The 18,920-nt window shown below is 58.3% G+C and carries 11 protein-coding genes; 7 read left to right on the top strand and 4 right to left on the bottom strand.

The window, feature by feature from the left end; translation table 11 throughout:
• Positions 1–18: 18 nt before the first annotated feature.
• The 4 genes from KIK84_RS02005 to KIK84_RS01990 form a co-directional block, all read right to left on the bottom strand.
• Positions 19–5,958, bottom strand: coding sequence for an SPM autocatalytic domain-containing protein (locus KIK84_RS02005; RefSeq protein WP_214121303.1), 5,940 nt, complete (start codon positions 5,956–5,958; stop codon positions 19–21).
• Between the two features lie 2 nt (positions 5,959–5,960).
• Complete coding sequence (locus KIK84_RS02000; RefSeq protein ID WP_214121302.1) at positions 5,961–6,545, bottom strand: hypothetical protein; 585 nt, start codon at positions 6,543–6,545, stop codon at positions 5,961–5,963.
• The gene (locus KIK84_RS01995; RefSeq protein WP_214121301.1) at positions 6,542–6,736 is read right to left on the bottom strand and encodes a hypothetical protein; all 195 of its coding nucleotides are present in this window, start codon (positions 6,734–6,736) and stop codon (positions 6,542–6,544) included. The genes KIK84_RS02000 and KIK84_RS01995 overlap by 4 nt, the downstream gene beginning before the upstream one ends.
• 95 nt (positions 6,737–6,831) lie before the next feature.
• Positions 6,832–7,503 (bottom strand): hypothetical protein, encoded by a 672-nt coding sequence (locus tag KIK84_RS01990; RefSeq protein WP_214121300.1) that lies wholly within the window; start codon positions 7,501–7,503, stop codon positions 6,832–6,834.
• Between the two features lie 264 nt (positions 7,504–7,767).
• Between KIK84_RS01990 and KIK84_RS01985 the strand changes: the two genes are divergently transcribed.
• The 7 genes from KIK84_RS01985 to KIK84_RS01955 all read left to right on the top strand — a co-directional run bounded on the left by KIK84_RS01985 (position 7,768) and on the right by KIK84_RS01955 (position 18,918).
• Entirely contained in the window at positions 7,768–11,145 is a 3,378-nt protein-coding gene (locus KIK84_RS01985; protein WP_214121299.1) for a transglutaminase family protein, read from the top strand.
• Positions 11,146–11,290: 145 nt separating this feature from the next.
• On the top strand, positions 11,291–12,118 hold the full coding sequence (locus KIK84_RS01980; RefSeq protein WP_214121298.1) for a basic amino acid ABC transporter substrate-binding protein: 828 nt from the start codon (positions 11,291–11,293) through the stop codon (positions 12,116–12,118).
• Between the two features lie 43 nt (positions 12,119–12,161).
• Complete coding sequence (locus tag KIK84_RS01975) at positions 12,162–12,914, top strand: amino acid ABC transporter permease (protein WP_214121297.1); 753 nt, start codon at positions 12,162–12,164, stop codon at positions 12,912–12,914.
• Between the two features lie 24 nt (positions 12,915–12,938).
• Positions 12,939–13,883, top strand: coding sequence for a homocysteine S-methyltransferase (gene mmuM, locus KIK84_RS01970; RefSeq protein WP_214121296.1), 945 nt, complete (start codon positions 12,939–12,941; stop codon positions 13,881–13,883).
• A gap of 38 nt (positions 13,884–13,921) precedes the next feature.
• The gene (locus tag KIK84_RS01965; RefSeq protein ID WP_214121576.1) at positions 13,922–14,656 is read left to right on the top strand and encodes an amino acid ABC transporter ATP-binding protein; all 735 of its coding nucleotides are present in this window, start codon (positions 13,922–13,924) and stop codon (positions 14,654–14,656) included.
• 99 nt (positions 14,657–14,755) lie between these two features.
• Complete coding sequence (gene ccoG, locus KIK84_RS01960; protein ID WP_502757530.1) at positions 14,756–16,189, top strand: cytochrome c oxidase accessory protein CcoG; 1,434 nt, start codon at positions 14,756–14,758, stop codon at positions 16,187–16,189.
• A 59-nt stretch (positions 16,190–16,248) separates the two neighbouring features.
• Positions 16,249–18,918: a circularly permuted type 2 ATP-grasp protein gene (locus KIK84_RS01955; protein WP_214121295.1), complete on the top strand. Its 2,670-nt coding sequence runs from the start codon at positions 16,249–16,251 to the stop codon at positions 18,916–18,918.
• Positions 18,919–18,920 lie beyond the last annotated feature (2 nt).

Raw genomic sequence — 18,920 nt, 5'->3', positions numbered from 1 at the left:
TTTCCTATTGTTTTTTCATCATGCAGCTTGCAAAGCCTGCTGTTCCTCATGGACGACAACAACCTCATGCGGTTGCGTCGGCACAAAGCCCAAGGGTTCGACATCTGGAGTCACGGCGGTGTTGGCCATCTGGTTAAACAACAGCGCCATGCGTGCCAAATCAGCCTCTGCAGCCTGTGCATGCACACCCGACTGGTAAGCCAACATGGCATCCGCTGCCACGCCTGTGCTGCCATCGGTGCGGGTGAACGTGGTGTCGCCCATCACAGTCACATCCGTCTGGCCAGTTGCACTATTGGCCAAAGTCGTACCCTCTTGATGCGATTGACCATTGGAATGCAGATTCACGGACATGATCCCCCACTCCGTGAGTGACTTGAATTCCCCGGCGTCTGTTACGCCGTTTCCATTCTCATCTCGCCAAACACCAAATTCCGCAAAATTGGCATCCCCTGCATCCAACACTCCGTTCTGATTCGTATCCAATACCTGTAGCCCCTCCAAATCGGTTTGGGCGCCTTCTTTTAAATGCTGGAAGCTGAACTCCGACACATCAGAAACGATGCCATCCTGGTTCTTATCCCAAGCTAAAACACCATCTTCAGTTCCTACCCAAGCCATCTGATCTAGCACACCATCATGATCGACATCAAACTGCACATTGCTTTGGGTCACAGATTGATAAGTCAGCCCATCACCCATCAGATCCAGCAGCACAGGTGACACAAACAGCCCCGTGTGCTCATGCGTCACATTAAAGGATCTGAGTGGAGCGCCAATGACTCCCAAGTCATAGCTAGCAAAGACATGCGCAACATTGACCAAACCATTGCCATCGGTCAGGGTTATGTCAAAGCGAATCTGTTCACCATCAGCCCCCCAGCCGTCGTATAGGTTGTACTGAAAAGCATTGGAGCCCAAATTGATGGGCGTCTTCGACCCGAATGGCCCAACAGACACTGGCGTTGCAAGCACACTCCCCCCTCCGATTGGAGTAATACTCATTGTGACTGAGCCAGGACTTTCGTCATTAATGGAAAAACTAAAGTTTTGCCATATTTCCACCGCGTTGTAATAAGCAGAGTTGCCGTACCATACCTGATAAGTATGACCAGCACTCAATGTGATGGTGGGATACAAATTCGGTGGTGCCTTCACCTCCACAAACGCTGTGGCCCAAGTCTGCCCGCCATTGCCATCGTCTGCTAGGTAGTCAAATGACGCTGTACCCTTGAATCCAGCCGTGGGCACAAACTCCACCTGCCCATTCACGATAGACACCACCCCGTGGGATGCATTGCCCACGTTCACCAAACTCAGCGTGTCGTTCTCCACGTCCGAGTCGTTACTCAGCAGCTGGGTAAAGCCAATCGTCATCGTGCTGTTGGTGTAGGTCTGAAACTGGTCATCCACCGCCAGCGGCGCATCGTTGACCGCTGCCACCGGCATCACCACCGGCACCACTGGTGACAGCAGGCCTGCAGCGTCCACCGTTCTGTACTCAAACTCAGCGTTGCCATTGAAATTAGTACCCGGCACAAACACCACGTTGCCATTGGCATCCAAACTTACGGTGCCGTTCACAGCATTGCCCACCCAGCCAATGCCTAGGGCGCTTGCAGGGTCGTCCACATCCCCATCGTTGGCCAGCAGTACCGCCTTATCTATCATGAAGGCGGCATCCTCGCTGGCACCACTAACCACCTCACCTTGCGCATAGGGCGCATCGTTCACGTTTTGCACCTGCAAAGTGGCTGTAGCCGTGGTAGACAGACCATAGGCATCAGTCACTGTGTAGCTAAAACTCGCCGTGCCAAAGTAGTCCGGGTCAGGCAAAAACACCACCTCCGTCACGATCTGCCCGGCACTATCAACGCTGGTTTGCAAACTCACCTGCCCGTGGGTAGCGTTACCCACCTCGCTGATGTGCAATGCTGCATCTGCATTGGACGTGCGATCGTTGGCCAGCAGTAGCGCAGTGTCCATGCGCAGCACCGTATCCTCACTGCCCGACAGCACTTCCCCACTCACAATAGGCATGTCCAGCAGCACCTCCGTGTTGCCACTAGGGCTGTCTGCAACGGTGTTAGCTGCTGGCTCCACCGTAGCAGCCCCACTGCTCACTAACACGGCGCGCATCTCGCGCAACGGTGTCTGAGTTGCCGTGTAAGCAGACAAGTCCAACCCCGTGCGCTGCAAGGCATCCGCATCAGCCAGCACACCGGGCGGCGGCGGGGCATCAACCACCTGCCGCGGCTCATCCTGCCAACTACCATTTAGCACAGCCCCCTGAACAGTCTCGACAGCAGGCGACAGCACCGAGCCCAAGAGTCCTGCATGCCGCGCATCCAGTACCTGCATGCCCTGTTCCGGTATCCGCACACGCTCGTTGTCGGGCACATAGTCAGCGAACACGCGCTCCGCAGCAAATGCTGTCGTTTGCACCGCCCCCACGCCCACCAAGGCCAGTGCGCCCAAGCCTGCCCCCATGCCCCCGCCCAGCAAAGAACTTTCCTCTGCACTGCGCACCATCTGCGCAGTAGCACTGTCCACGCGTTCATTACCCAGCAAAGCCGTAGATGGCACAAACACCACCCGCTGCGGGCTCAGCACACTGGCACTAGCGCCATTGGCCCGCTTGACCTCACCCAAACTCACCGCCCCCGTAGCACTGGTCTGCGTAGGCGCACTGGCTACGTTAGCCCCACCATGGCGATGTTGGTCTTCCTCTGCCGTCCCTTCCCAATCCCCCGTACGCAACGCGTTGTGCTCAAACGTAGCCTCACGCACACTCCCCCAGCGTGTCACCCCCGGTTGGTCCGTCACCTGCACCTGGCCTTGGTATCCCTCATGCTCCAGCATCTGTCCAGCGTCAATGGTGTGCAGCTTGCCCTGTGCATCAGCCTCTTGCATTTGCGTGTAGCGCACGCCTTCGGTGTCAGACTTTAGTGTGGTGCTGCTCAGTGCATCGCTGTGACCATCGGCATAAGTCACCTGCCCGGAGCTGAAGTTGATACTGGTGATCTGCAAACTATCAAGGCTGATCTGCTCTCCCTCATCCAGCTGCGCATCTTGGTTCACATCCACCCACAGGCGGATGGCTGCAAACGCCGGGTCGCTCTTGTCCAGCACGCCGTCTCCATTGGCGTCGAGCCACTGCACGTTGTTGCGCTGCAGGTGGGCGTTGGCGCTGGCAGCTTGTGCGTCGGCAGCGTTGTTACCTTCTTGCCCCGCATTGCCCCCCAGGTTCAATATGTCGCGGGTCTCTATCTGGCCGTTGCCGTTGTAGTCCAGTACCAGCATGCCTTGCAGATTGCCTTGTGCATCGGTAGCGCTGACCCACTCTGTCTTCTCAAAGTAGCCATCCCCCTCGGTGTCGCGGTATAGCTCGCTGGTGGCTACTCGGTTCTGGGTTTGTTGCTCTTGCAAGCTTTGCAGGGCTTGGGTGCTGGCCTGTACTGCCCCTGTGCCTAGGTGCACCACCAGCGCCCCAAAGCTTTGGCTCTTGAAGTCAGCGCTCTCGGTGGCGTTGCCTTCCAGCGCATACGCTTGGTTGCCTTGGTAGGCATGGCCTCCTGCTCCAGCACCTAGCTCTGCGGCTATCTGGGCTTGGCTGGCTCCTTGCTCTAGCAGTTGTTGCATGTGCCCCATCTGGGTTTGCACTTGCCAGACGGGGGCTATGCCACCGTTTTCGGTCAATATCTCAAAGAGGCGTTGGGCTAGGTTTTCGCTCTGTATAGTTTCGCGGTAACTGTCTCCATCAGGTGTAGTGATCTCTATCCATGCGTCGCCTCCGGAGTAGCCCACCTTGGGCAACAGATAGGGGTTAATGGCTACGTTGTCGCTGGTATCAACCGTCTGATCGTTGATGCTCTGCACTATGCTTTGCAGCAGGCTTTGTACGCTTTGCGCGGTGCTTTTCGCGATCTCTCCACCTTGGCTTTGGTTTCGATCAATGTGAATTTGGATGTTGCCCTCTGCATCCCATTCGTAGTGGGTGGCGCCATCGGGTGGTGGTGGGGCTTCTTTGCCACCAAATACCCCTGCTTGGTCGAGCATGCCGCCTATCATGCCGCCCAGTGCGCTGCCGACTGGGCCGAAGTACATGCCTACGAGCGAGCCTATGCTTTGCCCGGGGTGGTGCTCAAAGTCATTCAGTGCCAAGGCTATGCCTACGTAGGGTACGCCTGTGCTGCCTAGGGCGTTGTTCAGGGCTGCATCTACTGCTTGGTCACTCAGGCCGTTGATGCTGGAGAGTGTCCCCAGTAGGTTGTGGTTCTCTATGTTTTGGATGAGGCCTATGCTGCTTGAGAGGGTGTTCAAAGTACCCAAGTTGCCCAAACTGCCTTCGCTCAGGCTGTTGATGTTGTTGGCCAGACCCAGCAGGCTGTTGAAGTGGCCTAGGTCGTCCATCTTGTCCCAGTGCTGCAAGCCGTCTAGCCCTTGCAGCAGGCTGAGGGTGGCGAGGTAGGGTTGTAGGGCGGCGTTGTACCCTGAGCCGTGTTGGACGTAGGGTGCTTGGGTGGTAGGTTCTGGTTGGTGGCTGAAGTGGGCGTCGCTGCCGCTGTAGTCCTCTGGCAGGGAGCTGTCGGTGGTAGTGGTTGGCTCTGTGGTTGCGCCCCCTACTGTGTAGCCGGGGCCTGCGTCGCTGACTACTTCGCCGTTGCTTGCATCGGCCAGTTGCACGCCCTCGCCTACTGGGCTGGTGTCGGGGTTGGTGGTGGCGTTGTTGAAGGCGTCTACCAGTTGTTTGTAGGCGGCCGCTTCTGCTTCCCCGTTGCTGCTGCCGGGCTTGTAGTCGTTGTCGGCGCTGGGGGCTTCAATGTCTGGGGAACTGCGGATACTGGGTGTGCTGCCTGCATAGGGCGCGTCTGCGGGCACAGGCAGTTCTCTCCCGGCTACTATGCTGTTGAGGTCGGCATCGGGGCCGTATACGGACTTGAGGTAATCGCCGTACTGTTGGGGGGTGAGTCCCAGTTTGTGGGCTATGGCGCTTACGGTGTCGCCGCTTTGCACTACGTAGTTGGGGGTGCTGCTGTCACTGGCTGGGGCTGTCGGTAGAGCGGTGTCGCGGTTGAAGTAGCTGGGCTCGGGGGCATCTGCGCTAGCTTCCGCTGAATCATCGGCCATGTACACAGATCCTACCGGGCGTATGCGTGGATTGATGTTTTCAGAGATGTCGCCTTGAGTACGAATCTCATTGACCATCCGCTGGTATTGCTCGTAGTCGCTGGCACTGAAGGTGCTCTTGGCCAACTGGTCTGTGAGGGCAATGCGCTCACTGGCTGTGAGTGCGACCACTGCTCCTGAATGCTGCCCAAACGATGAACGGGTGTCGCCTTCGTATGTATCAATGCGATACCAGTCCCGTTTGCCATCGACCGTCACGCCCAGTCCATAGCGCTGTCCACCCAAGGTTGCTACTTGCTGGACGACCTGCCCTGGTGCCAGTGGGGCGGTGGTGTCTAGTGCGTTGATGGCGGAGGCAGTGAGGTCTTTGCCGGTGTTACTTCCTATGTAGGCGCCAAATGTTGCAACACCAAACTTGAGAGCCGTTCCTGTTGGAGTTGTACCGACTACAAGACTGGTCACACCATATCCAATCGCAGCACCGCCACCCTGCCCAACCACGCCACCAAACTCAATGGCAGCATCCTCCATACGTCCTTGAATGAGGTGCTGCACTACAGCAATACCGTCATTAGCCACTCCCAGTCGGCCCGTGAGAGCCTCAACAGGTCTGGAATGCCATACGTTGCTTGGCAACTTGCTGGCTGTCTGTTCTATGCCCGCATTGACAGAATCAAAGCTGCCCAGCGGAGTCCATGTGTCTGGCTGTTTAACGGGTAGTGATGGAACTGTGATGCCTTGCGTCAAATTGGCAGGCGCAGAAACTGCCGAGAGTTTGCTCAAGTCGAACTTAATTCCAGCAAAAGGATTATTTTTATCTTCAGCCATGATTATTTACTTCCAGTGATTACGAGTTTTCCACGAAAGAATGCTTGAATCATCCAAAACCATGACACCAAAAACATGCCAATAGAAAATATAAAAATGGGGATAAACACACTACGCCCAACTGCGCCGATAAACAAAACACGACCTACCCGGCTACCTTCAGCAGGGTCAGTAGGAATCGACCAATATCCAAAATAGCAGAGCAGCGGCAAACCAAATAAACCAACAAAAAATGAGATGGAGGATTTCACAGAGAAACTCCCATCTGGATAAGTTTGAGACATCCCCCGAAAGTGAAAAATAAGAGCAATCGGTGCCACACACCATAAAACCGAAGAACAAAACCTATTGGCTTGATTTGCAGGGCCGCTGATTTCACCCAACCGCCGTATCTGCATATTCCAACTCGCCATGAAATCAGTAAACGGTACAAACTGCGGATAGCGGTCAAGCACATCCAATGGCGTCAGCCATACGAATGCCATGCTGGCAAAATAAAACGCCCACCAAAAAAAGTGCTCCTTTGGCCAGGTTGCTGGGTTCCAAGGGTCATAAGCGGTTTTTGCTATCTCTGTGCTCTCACTCATGCTGCTTGTCTCCACATTGATTCGTTCATGCTGGAGCCGACCTTGGGCAGCAGGTAGGGGTTGAGGGCTGCATCTACTGCTTGGTTGCTCAGGCCGTTGATGCTGGAGAGTGTCCCCAGTAGGTTGTGGTTCTCTATGTTTTGGATGAGGCCTATGCTTGAGAGGGTGTTTGCGATTGTTCTGCGTGCCATCGAAGTTGATATTGAGTACGGTGGCTGCTGCGGAAATGACCGTTGGTGCTGACTTTGCCGGAGCGTTGGCGAAAGATAGGGTTGCGATTTATCAGTCATTGTTTGTGCCCGTTACTAAATTCCCAATGCTTCTCAAAGTCAATGCCTACGGTCGGTGTACCTTTGATGGTGGTGACGATGTGTTCTTCGTATTCAAACTTCCATGGGTTAGCCACCATATCTTTGGTAAACCTCTCATTCGGAGAAGTCTTTAAGGTGGTGATCAACCATTTGAGAATTACCGTGTCGTCTTTGAGTTCATGAACCAATGTTGGATCGAAATCCCCATTCGCCGAATAAGTGCGACCTTCTTTCTGATAGGGCAGAACAATTCGGTGCGTCTTGAAGTACTCCTGCATCACGGCACGCACATCGATGTTTTCGGCAATGAATTGGTGACCGTCCTTCAGCTGCCATCGCACGTGCAGTAGGTAGTACTGCTGGAGGAGGTTCAGCGTGCCAGAAGACCTGCCGGGCTTATCGTCAGTCCAGTAGCGCCTACCTTTGTAAAGACTGTAGTCCGACTGCGCTCGTTCAATATTTGCAAAGTTCTCCTTGCTTTGCGACACGCCATAGCTGTAGAACTTGGCATTACCGGGCAAGAAATCTGTGCCACGCGCAACGGATGCAAAGCGCTCATCGCTGTTGGAACCCACTGGCGCATTGGCACATGCGGCAAGGCACACGGTCAGCAAAATTGCTGCTATCCGTGTAACAAAGCTTGCCATGCTGCGCCTCTTTATAAACAAAATATAACAATATGAATTGTAATGTTTCATTCTAGAGGAATGTGGTAGCAATTGGTAGATTTGCCATGCAAAATTCATGTCATGCAGCCGCCAATTGGCTGGATCACTTCTATGCGACGCTACCTAGTGTCAGAAAACCTGCGGCTGCAAGGCGTAACTCCCGCCAACACACCACCGCTATGATCCCTAACCGCTGGGCACAGAACTTGCCTAGTTTTTTGCGTCAGGAGAATAGGTTTACCCATGTCGATTCACGCCGCGCTGCACCACGTCACCAGTTACGAGTACGACCGCCCCGTTAACTTAGGTCCCCAAATCATCCGCCTGCGCCCTGCCCCGCATTGCCGCAGCAACATCATCAGCTACTCGCTCAAGGTCGAGCCAGAGAACCACTTCATCAACTGGCAGCAAGACCCGTTTGCCAACTACCAAGCCCGCTTGGTGTTCCCTGAAAAAACCACCCGCTTCAAAGTCACGGTGGACTTGGTGGTGGAAATGGCGGTCTACAACCCGTTTGACTTCTTCTTGGAGCCCGGCGCAGAGACGGTGCCGTTTGCCTACAAAGACAGCCTCAAACAAGAGCTGGCGCCCTACTTGGTGGCCGATCCGCTCACGCCCTTGCTGAAAAAGTTTTTGGCCAAGGTAGATCGCAAAGAACAGCGCACCATCGACTTTTTGGTGGGCCTCAACCAGTTGGTTCACCACGCGGTGAACTACACCATCCGCCTAGAGCCCGGCGTGCAAACGCCTGAGGAAACGCTCAAGCTCGCCAGCGGTTCCTGCCGCGACTCGGCTTGGCTCTTGGTGCAACTGCTGCGCAACCTGGGTTTGGCAGCGCGCTTTGTGTCGGGCTACCTGATCCAACTGGCACCCGATGTGAAGTCGCTCGACGGCCCCAGCGGTACCGAGGTGGACTTTACCGACCTGCACGCCTGGTGCGAGGTCTACCTGCCCGGCGCGGGCTGGATTGGTTTGGACGCCACCAGCGGCCTGCTGGCGGGTGAAGGCCACATTCCGCTGGCCTGCACGCCCCAGCCATCGAGCGCAGCCCCCATCGAAGGGGGCGTGGACAAATGCGAGGTGGAGTTTGGCCACGAGATGCGCGTGACCCGCGTGTACGAGTCGCCCCGCGTGACCAAGCCCTACAGCGCCGAGCAGTGGGATGCCATCAACCAACTGGGCCACACCGTAGACCGCGAACTGCAACAGAGCGATGTGCGCCTGACCATGGGTGGTGAGCCCACCTTTGTGGCGGTGAATGACCGTGACGCCCCCGAATGGAATACCGATGCACTGGGCCCGACCAAACGCGGCTTTGCCACCGAACTGACGCACAAACTGCGCAAGGAATATGGCGAAGGCGGCTTTTTGCACTTTGGCCAAGGCAAGTGGTACCCCGGTGAGCAACTGCCGCGCTGGGCGCTGTCCATTTACTGGCGCGAGGACAAGCAGCCCATCTGGAGCAACCCGGCGCTGTTTTGCGATGAGCGCTACCCCACCCAGTACACCAGTGCGGATGGGCAGCGCTTCATCCACGAACTGGCGCAGCAGTTGCAAATCACGCCCGACTTCATCCAGCCGGGCTACGAGGACACGTGGTACTACCTGTGGCGCGAGCGCCGCTTGCCGGTCAACGTAGACCCGTTTGAATCGCGCCTGAGCGACCCCATGGAGCGGGCTCGCTTGGGCCGCGTGTTCCGCCAAGGGCTGGAGCACGTGGTGGGCTATGTGCTGCCGCTGCGTGCCGACAGCTCTAACCACACGAGCAATACCCCGCTGGCAGGCACGCGCTGGGTGACGGGCCCTTGGTTCTTCCGCGATGAGCGCATGTACCTCATCCCCGGCGACTCGCCCATGGGCTACCGCCTGCCGCTCGATTCTCTGCCATGGACCAGCAAGGGGGACTACCCCTATATGGTGGAGCGCGACCCCACCGAGCCACGCCAGCCACTGCCTCCGCGCCAGCAGATTGCCCACATTCCCGCGCCGGGACTGCGCGAGAGCACGGCCATGCCCGCAGCACAGGAGTCCGCCCACTGGGTGACGCGTACGGCCTTGTCGGTGGAGGTGCGCGACCCCCGCCGCGCCAATGGCCCCAAGGCCGAGGCTCAGGGCAGTGCATCGGGCGTGCTGTATGTATTCATGCCCCCGCTGGAGCGGCTGGAGGACTACCTGAACCTGCTGGCTGCCGTGGAGCGCACGGCGGCTACGCTGGGCATGCAAATCGTGCTGGAGGGCTACCCGCCCCCACGCGATCCGCGCCTCAAGCTGCTGCAAGTCACGCCCGACCCCGGTGTGATCGAGGTCAATATCCACCCCGTCGCTACCTGGGGCGATTTGGTCTACAACACCGAGTTTTTGTACAAAGCTGCTTTTGAGTCGCGCCTGTCGGCCGAGAAATTCATGCTCGATGGCCGCCACACCGGCACAGGCGGCGGCAACCACTTCGTGCTGGGCGGGGCAACGCCTGCAGACAGCCCCTTCCTGCGCAAGCCCGAGATGCTGGCCAGCCTGCTGCTGTACTGGCACAACCACCCGGCGCTGAGCTATTTGTTCAGCGGTATGTTCATCGGGCCTACCAGCCAGTCACCCCGTGTGGACGAAGCACGCAATGACCAGTTGTACGAACTGGAGATTGCGCTGCAGCAAATCCACGCCAACCGCGAGAAATACGGCCAAAACATGCCACCGTGGTTGGTGGATCGCACGCTGCGCAACATCCTCATCGACGTGACGGGCAACACCCACCGCAGCGAGTTCTCCATCGACAAGATGTTCTCGCCCGATTCGTCCACTGGGCGTCTGGGCCTCTTGGAGTTGCGTGCGTTTGAAATGCCGCCCCACGCCCACATGAGCTGCGTACAGCAGTTGCTGCTGCGCGCTTTGGTGGCCCGCTTCTGGAAAGAGCCCTACCGCGCCCCGGCCACCCGCTGGGGCACGGAGTTGCACGACCGCTTCATGCTGCCTACCTTCATCCAGATGGACATGGCCGATGTGGTGGCCGACATGCGCTCGGCAGGCTATGACTTTGACACCAGCTGGTTTGCCCCGCACTTGGAGTTCCGCTTCCCGCATGTGGGCAGCTTCACCACCAGTGGCGTGCAAGTGCACCTGCGCAATGCCTTGGAGCCGTGGCATGTGATGGGCGAGGAAAGCACCGCTGGCGGCACCGCCCGCTATGTGGATTCGAGCCTAGAGCGCATCGAAGTGCGCGTGACGGGCTTTAACCAAAGCCGCTACGTGCTCACGTGCAATGGCCGTGCTGTGCCCCTGCAGCCTACGGGCGTGGCGGGTGAATACGTGGCCGGGGTGCGCTTCAAAGCGTGGAACCCGCCCAGCAGCTTGCACCCCAGCATTGGCGTGCACGCCCCGCTCACGCTGGACGTGGTGGACACTTGGAACAAGCGCTCGGTGGGCGGTTGCCAGTACTTCGTGGCCCATCCCGGCGGGCGCAATTACGACAGCTTCCCCATCAACAGCTACGAGGCCGAGAGCCGCCGCCTGGCGCGCTTTGCGGCCATGGGCCACACGCCATCCACTATGGTCATCCCTCCAGCCACCATTGGCGTGCCGGGCAGCAAGGAGTTCCCCTTCACGCTGGACTTGCGCGAGGGCGCTTAAAACAGGATAGATGGTACACAAAGGGCATTAGCAAATGTGAAAATCGAGCTACTACCCTAGCTCACCGGAGAGCGGCAAGCGTTTCACAGGCGCATAATTGCCGCTCTTTTTCTTCCTAACAGGAGGCCGTTCCACGGCAAACACCATGTTGATTTCCCGTCGTATCGCTTTGTCTCTGGCTGCAGCATCTGCTGGTATTTTGTTGGCCGCTTGCAGCAAGCCCGCTCCCGAAGCCGCTGCCCCTGCTGCAGCCCCAGCACCCGCAGCAGCTCCCGCTCCTGCAGCCCCTGCTGCACTGAAGGTTGGCACTGATCCCACTTACGCTCCCTTTGAATACCAAAATGAAAAGGGTGAAATCGTTGGTTTTGATATCGATGTGGTCAAAGCCGTGGCTGCCAAAGCTGGCTTGAACGTGGAATTTGTCTCCACCCCATGGGAAGGTGCTTTCAACGCGCTGTCCCAAGGCGACCGCGACATCTTGGTTTCTGCCGTCACCATCACCGACGAGCGCAAACAGACGCTGGACTTCTCGGATCCTTACTTTGATGCCCACCAGTTGATCGCAGTGCCCGAAAAGTCCAAGGTCACCAAGCTGGCCGATCTGAAAAAAGCCAAGGTGGGCGTGCAGACCTCCACCACCGGTGAAGAAGTGGTCGTCAAGCTGCAAGGCAAGGACAGCGCCAATATCAAGCGCTTTGAGTCCATCCCCTTGGCTTTGAGTGAATTGGCCGCTGGTGGCGTGGACGCTGTGGTGGCGGACAACGGCGTGGTGGAAAACTACGTGTCCAACAACCCCGACGCCAAATTCAAGTCCATCAACGACAAGACTTTCGCTTTGGAGCAATACGGCATCGTGGTGAAGAAGGGCAACGCTGATTTGCTCAAGAAACTCAACGAAGGTTTGGCTGCAATCAAGGCCGATGGCACTTACCAAAAGATTTACGAGCAGTACTTCAAAGGCGCAGCCAAGTAAGCGTTGGCTGTAAAAAGGGGCAGTTGTTAGGAGGTACGCAGAGATGAACATGCGCTGGGATATTTTGGCTGGCTATGGCCCTTTGTTTGTCCAAGGGTTGTGGATGACGGTGCAATTAACCGTCATTGCCATTGCCGCAGGCCTGGTGCTGGGCGTCGGGGTTGGCTTGATCAACACCGACGCGCTGCGTCCCTCCCGACCCAACCTCTTGCTGCAGTGGGGCATGCGCTTGCTGCGCGTGCTGACCACTGCCTACGTCACGTTCTTTCGTGGCACACCCTTGTTTGTGCAAATTTTGCTGGTGCACTTTGCACTGATGCCCGTGCTCATCCACCCCGATACGGGGCTGCTGTTGCACGGCGATATAGCCCGCGAATTCCGCCAAAACCACGGTGCCTTCTTTTCTGGCGCGTTGGCTTTGAGCTTGAACGCGGGGGCCTACATCTCTGAAATTTTCCGCGCTGGTATCCAAAGCATCCACGGCGGCCAAACGGCGGCTGCCCTGAGCTTGGGCATGACGCCTTGGCAAGGCATGCGCTTTGTGGTGTTGCCCCAAGCCTTTCGCCGCATGGTGCCTGCGCTGGTGAACGAATCCATTGCGCTAGTCAAAGACTCGTCGCTGGTCTCGGCCATTGGCCTGCTGGAGTTGGCCATGGCCGCCCGCACGGTGGCTGGCGCGTATTCGCGCTACTGGGAACCGTACTTGGCCATATCGGCCCTGTACTTGCTGCTGACATGGGTCTTGTCCATGCTGGCCAAACGCCTAGAAGCCCCCTCTTACGCCCGTGGCCGCTAAGGCACGCTGCAACCCCGTTTTTTCATGCACGCTATTCAAGAATTTCTGAGCCGCCGTCCTTTGTTGATTTTGGACGGCGCACTGGGCACCGAGCTAGAGCGCCGGGGCGCGGACATCAAAGACCCACTGTGGTCCGCCAAGCTCTTGCTCGAACAGCCCGACCTGATTCGCCAAGTCCACTACGACTACTTCCAAAGCGGTGCCGATGTGGCCACCACATCGAGTTACCAAGCCACTTTCGAGGCCTTTGCCCGCCGTGGCCTGAGCGATGCAGACACCGCCAAGCTGATGCGCTTATCGGTCGAGTTGGCCGCCCAAGCGCGCGATGCTTTCTGGGCCGAACCCGCCAACCGGGTAGGTCGCAACAAGCCTTTGATCGCCGCATCGGTGGGCCCCTATGGAGCCATGCTGGCCAATGGCTCCGAATACACCGGCAACTATGGGTTGGACGAAGAAGCGCTGATGGCCTTTCACCGCCCGCGCCTGAAAGTGCTGGCCGAGGCTGGCGCCGACTTGCTGGCGTGCGAGACCATTCCGTGCCTGGCCGAAGCGCGTGCCATCGCCCGCTTGCTGGCAGAGTTCCCACAAGCCAGCGCGTGGATCAGCTTCTCTTGCCGGGATGGCCAACACAACAGCCAAGGCGAAAGCATGGCCGAGTGCGTGGCAGCCCTTGATGGTTTTGCCCAAGTGGTTGCCGTGGGCGTGAACTGCACCGCCCCCGAGCACATACCAGCCCTCTTGGAACATATGCAAGGCCACACCAGCAAGCCGCTCTTGGTCTACCCCAACACGGGCGAGCACTACGACGCCACCAGCAAAACCTGGCATGGCGACGCCAGCGCCTCGCACTTTGCCGAGCAAGCCAGCCGCTGGCACGCCAAGGGGGCTCGCCTGATCGGCGGCTGCTGCCGCACCCGCCCCGACGACATTGCTGCCATCCAGCAATGGGCCAAAACCACCCTGAAATGACCATGACCACTGCAGTTGCACCGGGCTCATCCGCCCCCATGATCGACATCCGCAACGTCAGCAAACGCTACAGCAGCTTCCAAGCCTTGTCCAACTGCTCGGTACAAGTGTCCAAGGGCGAAGTGATTGTGGTGTGCGGCCCCTCGGGTTCAGGCAAATCCACACTCATCAAAACGGTGAACGCGCTGGAAGGGTTTGACGAAGGCGACATCATCGTCAACGGCCAGTCGCTGCGCGACCCCGCCACCCACTTGCCCGCCTTGCGCGCCAAAGTGGGCATGGTGTTCCAACACTTTGAGTTGTTTGCCCACCTGACGGTAGAAGAAAACCTGACCTTGGCACAAAAACAGGTGCTAGGCCGCAACAGCGCGCAGGCGCAAGAACGCGCCAAGCAAACGCTGGAGCGCGTGGGCATGCTGGCGCATTTGCACAAGTTCCCCAGCCAACTCTCGGGTGGTCAGCAGCAGCGCGTGGCCATTGCCCGCGCTTTGTGCATGGACCCGACCGTGATGCTGTTTGACGAGCCCACCTCTGCCCTGGATCCCGAAATGGTGAGCGAAGTGCTGGACGTGATGGTGCAACTGGCCCGTGAAGGCATGACCATGATGTGCGTGACGCACGAAATGGGTTTTGCCCGCAAAGTGAGCAGCCGCGTGATCTTCATGGATCAAGGCCGCATTTTGGAAGACTGCGCGACCGAAGCCTTTTTTGGCAATATCAGCGAGCGCCCAGCCCGCGCCCAAGAATTCCTGTCACGCATCTTGGCCCACTAAACCTTGGCCACTGCGCCTTCGCGCATTGACATGCATCAACACCACATACCCAGCCGGGTATTAGACTGGACATACCCAATCTGATACCCGGGGGTTTGTGTGAGCGATTCTATTGAGCCAAAAGTCATTCCTATTCAAGCCGTCGTGCCTGACGACGATGGGGTCTCGCTCTACGCTGCCCAGCAGAAAATTTACCCCCGCAGCGTCATGGGCACGTTTGCCCGCTGGCGCTGGGTCATGGTGTGGATCACGCAAATCGTCTTTTACGGCCTTCCATGGCTGGAATGGGGCCAACGCCAAGCCGTGCTATTTGATTTGGAGGCGCGTCGCTTCTACATCTTTGGCTTGGTGCTGTATCCGCAGGACTTCATCTACCTCACGGGCCTGCTGGTCATATCGGCGTATTCGCTGTTCCTGTTCACTGCCGTAGCAGGCCGCCTGTGGTGCGGCTACGCCTGCCCACAAACCGTGTACACCGAGCTCTACCTGTGGATGGAAAAAATCACCGAAGGCGACCGCTCGGCCCGGATGCGACTTGATGCGGGGCCATGGAATGCCAATAAAATTGGGCGCAAAGCAGCCAAGCAGTTGCTGTGGATTGTGTTCGGGCTGTGGACCGGATTCACGCTGGTGGGCTACTTCACCCCGATTGACCATTTGGCGGCTGAAGTGCTAAGCCTGTCCACCGGCCCATGGGAAACGTTTTGGATTTTGTTTTACGGCTTTGCCACCTATGGCAACGCAGGCTATATGCGTGAGCAGGTGTGCAAATACATGTGCCCCTATGCCCGCTTCCAAAGCGCCATGTTCGACAAAGACACCCTCATCGTCACCTACGACGAGGAGCGTGGCGAACCGCGCGGTGCCCGCTCCAAAAAAGCCGACCCGACAGCACTGGGTTTGGGTTCCTGCGTGGACTGCAGCCTGTGTGTACAGGTATGCCCCACAGGCATCGACATTCGCAAAGGCTTGCAATACGAGTGCATTGGCTGTGGTGCCTGCGCCGACGTGTGCGACACCGTGATGGACAAGCTGAACTACCCACGAGGCTTGGTCAAATACTCGACCCAAAACGCGGTACGCCAGCACTGGACGCGGGGACAAATCCTGCGCCATGTGCTGCGTCCACGGGTGCTGATTTACAGCGCCATTCTGTGGCTCATCATCATCGCCATGGGCGTGAGCCTGTGGCTGCGCAGTCCGTTCAAAGTCGACGTGGTGCGCGATCGCGGCGCACTGGCCCGCATTGCCGAAGGCGGCAATCTGGAAAACGTGTACCGTCTTCAAATCATGAACGCTACCGAGAGCGCGCAAGAATTCACCCTGCAGGTGCACGACCTGCCGCAAGGCAGGGTGCTGACGGACTACGCCCACATCACCCTAGAGCCCACCGAGGCACGCTGGGTTGCCGCACGGGTACAGATACCCTATGACAGCCTGCCTGCCGGTTCGCACAACTTTCACTTTGTAGTAACTGCACAGGGCAACCAAGCCCAAGTGGTAGAGAAATCGGTCTTTATCGTGCCGCGCTAGCGCATTTTTCGCGCTAGCCTGCCCTGCAGGCGGGTGCTGCTGGCATACTTGGTGCCCACATGGATAAACCGTTGGACACCCCTTCTGCTGCGCAAGAGGCCGCTTTGTGGCCTAGTCCCGACACCGATTCGGTGCTGGCGCAGGCGCGTGCCTGCCGTTCAGCCCCCGGTCGTTGGGATGAAATGCGCGCCAGCAACCCCGCAGCCAGTGCTGCAAGCGCTACACAATCGATAGCAGCCTCAGCAAGCCCCACGGGCGCTTGGGGCCAATTTTTCAACCAAATCGAGAGCCTTACCCGAACCGATTTGGATGCCCAAGCGGCCAGCTTGCAGCGGCAAATCCGCGACAACGGTGTGACCTACAACGTGTACGCCGACAGCAAAGGCCCACAGCGGCCATGGTCACTGGATTTGTTTCCGCTGATCGTCGAGCCGCAGGAGTGGCAAAAGCTGGCCAGCGGCGTGCAGCAGCGCGTGCGCTTGCTCGAACATGTGATGCAAGACGTCTACGGCCCACAGCAGTTGCTGCATGAGGGCTTGTTGCCCGCTGCCTTGGTGCATGGCCACCCCGGCTACCTGCATACCATGGCGGGCGTAGAGCCGGTGGGCGGGGTACGCCTGCACGTGATGGCCCTCGATTTGGCACGGGGGCCAGACGGCCACTGGTGGGTAGTGACCCAACGCTGCCAAGCTCCCAGTGGCTTGGGCTATCTGCTGGAAAACCGCTTAGCCATCTCGCGCCAGTTTCCGCAGGCTTTTGCAGCGCTCAAGGTGCAGCGCTTGGCCGGCACTTACACGGCCTTGCTGGAGAGCCTTAAAGCGCACAGCCCTGCGGGCAGCGACGCCCATATCGCCCTGCTGACGCCCGGCCCCTACAACGAAACCTATTTCGAACACGCCTACCTAGCCCGCTACTTGGGTATCAGCTTGGTCGAAGGACACGACCTGCTGGTGCGCGACGAAAAAGTGTTCCTCAAAACCCTGCGCGGCTTGGTGCCTGTGCACGGCCTGCTCAAGCGGGTGGACGACGACTTTTTGGATCCACTGGAGTTGCGGGCCGACTCCACCTTGGGTGTGCCCGGTTTGCTACAAGCCATTCGGGCAGGCAACGTGCTGGTGGCCAATATGCCGGGTAGCGGCTTCCTCGAATCACCCGCGCTGCTGGGCTTTTTGCCCAAACTGGCTGAGCATGTGCTGGGCCAGGCTTTGGAGTTGCCTTCTCTGCCCACCTGGTGGTGCGGCGAGCGCAGTGCCATGGACGAAGTGCTGCCGCGTTTGGCCGAAATGAGCATCAAGCCGACCTACCCGGCTGGCGCCCAGCACAGTAGCTGGGACGCGGTGTTGGGGCCGCACACCAGCCAAAGCCAGCTCGATACTTGGGCTGGGCGCATCATGCGCCAACCCGAGGAACACACTGCACAAGCCTTTGCCCCGCTGTCCCAAATGCCCATTTGGCTGCCCGGCAATGCCTCGCAGCAAGGTCGCATGACCACCCGCTCCGTGTTGTTGCGGGTGTTTGCCGTGTCCAATGGTTTGGATGCCCAAGGCCACCCCCAATGGCGTGTGTTGCCCGGTGGTTTGGCCCGCTTGGCCGACCCGCAAGACCACACCGCCGCCATGCAACGCGGCGGCAGCAGCGCCGACGTATGGGCGTTGACCGATGGCGAACTGGACTACAGCAGCCGCTTTCCACAGCCCAACAGCCTGCTACATACCCAAAAGCGCGATGTGATTACCAGTCGCGCAGCTGAAAATCTGTTTTGGCTAGGCCGTTACACCGAACGCGCCGAAAACTCGGCCCAGTTGGCACGCATCACACTGGAAACCCTCAACAGTGAGCACCAAACCAACCCCACTTTGCTGCAGTGGCTCAGTGAATTGGCCGAGTACAACACTTTGGTACCCGTGGGCACCCCGTCGGCCCACTTGGCCAAGCGGGTGTTTGAACGCAGTGTGGTAGCCCATTTGGGCTCCAACGATGTGACGGGCGTGGGCTTTAACGTCCGCGCCTTGCGCCAAGCGGCAGCCAATGTGCGCCAGCGGCTCTCCCCCGAACACTGGAACACCATCGTGCGCATGGAGCAGCAGTTCAGCGGCCAGTGCGCAGAGCTGCTGCGCCAAGGTGATTTTTCCACCCACCAAGCCCTGCGCACGCTGCGCCAACTGTGCGACGAGTTGGCAGCCGTCACCGGTGGCCAAACTGACCGCATGACACGTGATGACGGCTGGCGCTTGCTCAGCATTGGCCGCCATTTGGAGCGCTTGGCCTTTTTGGCACATGTGCTTGATACCGGCATGCAATCGGGTGCTCTGCAGTCCGAAGGAGGCTTTGACACCCTGCTGCGCCTGTTTGACAACCTCATCACCTTCCACAGCCAGTACCAGCAGCGCCGCCACATGGGCGCTTTGCTAGACTTGCTGCTGCTGGACACCGATAACCCACGCTCACTGGCATGGGTGGCCAAAACCCTGCGCTCGCGCTTAGCCAAGCTCAGTGACAGCGACAGTACCGATGAATGCTTGCTGGCCCAACGCATCAACAACCCACGCCAGTGGGAGCAATTGCTACAGTTGCATGAGCAACCCACGCTGCCTCAGTTGCCATCGCTGCAGCAGGAACTGACGCAGTTGCTGCAAACGCTGATCCAATCGGCCTACACACTGTCCGATGACATCAGCGCCACCTACTTCACCCACATTGGGTTGGACAACCAAAGCCTGTCCTCCTAACG

Source organism: Curvibacter sp. CHRR-16, assembly GCF_018474005.1.
GTDB lineage: Bacteria > Pseudomonadota > Gammaproteobacteria > Burkholderiales > Burkholderiaceae_C > Allorhodoferax.
The sequence above is the reverse complement of the archived record's forward strand: the minus strand, read 5'-3'. Positions and strand labels throughout refer to the sequence as shown.

Bases quoted from the DNA above. Each gene is read 5' to 3' on its own strand.
- KIK84_RS02005 (WP_214121303.1), bottom strand. From the start codon at position 5,958: ATGGCTGAAGATAAAAATAATCCTTTTGCTGGAATTAAGTTCGACTTG.
- KIK84_RS02000 (WP_214121302.1), bottom strand. From the start codon at position 6,545: ATGAGTGAGAGCACAGAGATAGCAAAAACCGCTTATGACCCTTGGAAC.
- KIK84_RS01995 (WP_214121301.1), bottom strand. From the start codon at position 6,736: ATGGCACGCAGAACAATCGCAAACACCCTCTCAAGCATAGGCCTCATC.
- KIK84_RS01990 (WP_214121300.1), bottom strand. From the start codon at position 7,503: ATGGCAAGCTTTGTTACACGGATAGCAGCAATTTTGCTGACCGTGTGC.
- KIK84_RS01985 (WP_214121299.1), top strand. From the start codon at position 7,768: ATGTCGATTCACGCCGCGCTGCACCACGTCACCAGTTACGAGTACGAC.
- KIK84_RS01980 (WP_214121298.1), top strand. From the start codon at position 11,291: ATGTTGATTTCCCGTCGTATCGCTTTGTCTCTGGCTGCAGCATCTGCT.
- KIK84_RS01975 (WP_214121297.1), top strand. From the start codon at position 12,162: ATGAACATGCGCTGGGATATTTTGGCTGGCTATGGCCCTTTGTTTGTC.
- mmuM (WP_214121296.1), top strand. From the start codon at position 12,939: ATGCACGCTATTCAAGAATTTCTGAGCCGCCGTCCTTTGTTGATTTTG.
- KIK84_RS01965 (WP_214121576.1), top strand. From the start codon at position 13,922: ATGATCGACATCCGCAACGTCAGCAAACGCTACAGCAGCTTCCAAGCC.
- KIK84_RS01955 (WP_214121295.1), top strand. From the start codon at position 16,249: ATGGATAAACCGTTGGACACCCCTTCTGCTGCGCAAGAGGCCGCTTTG.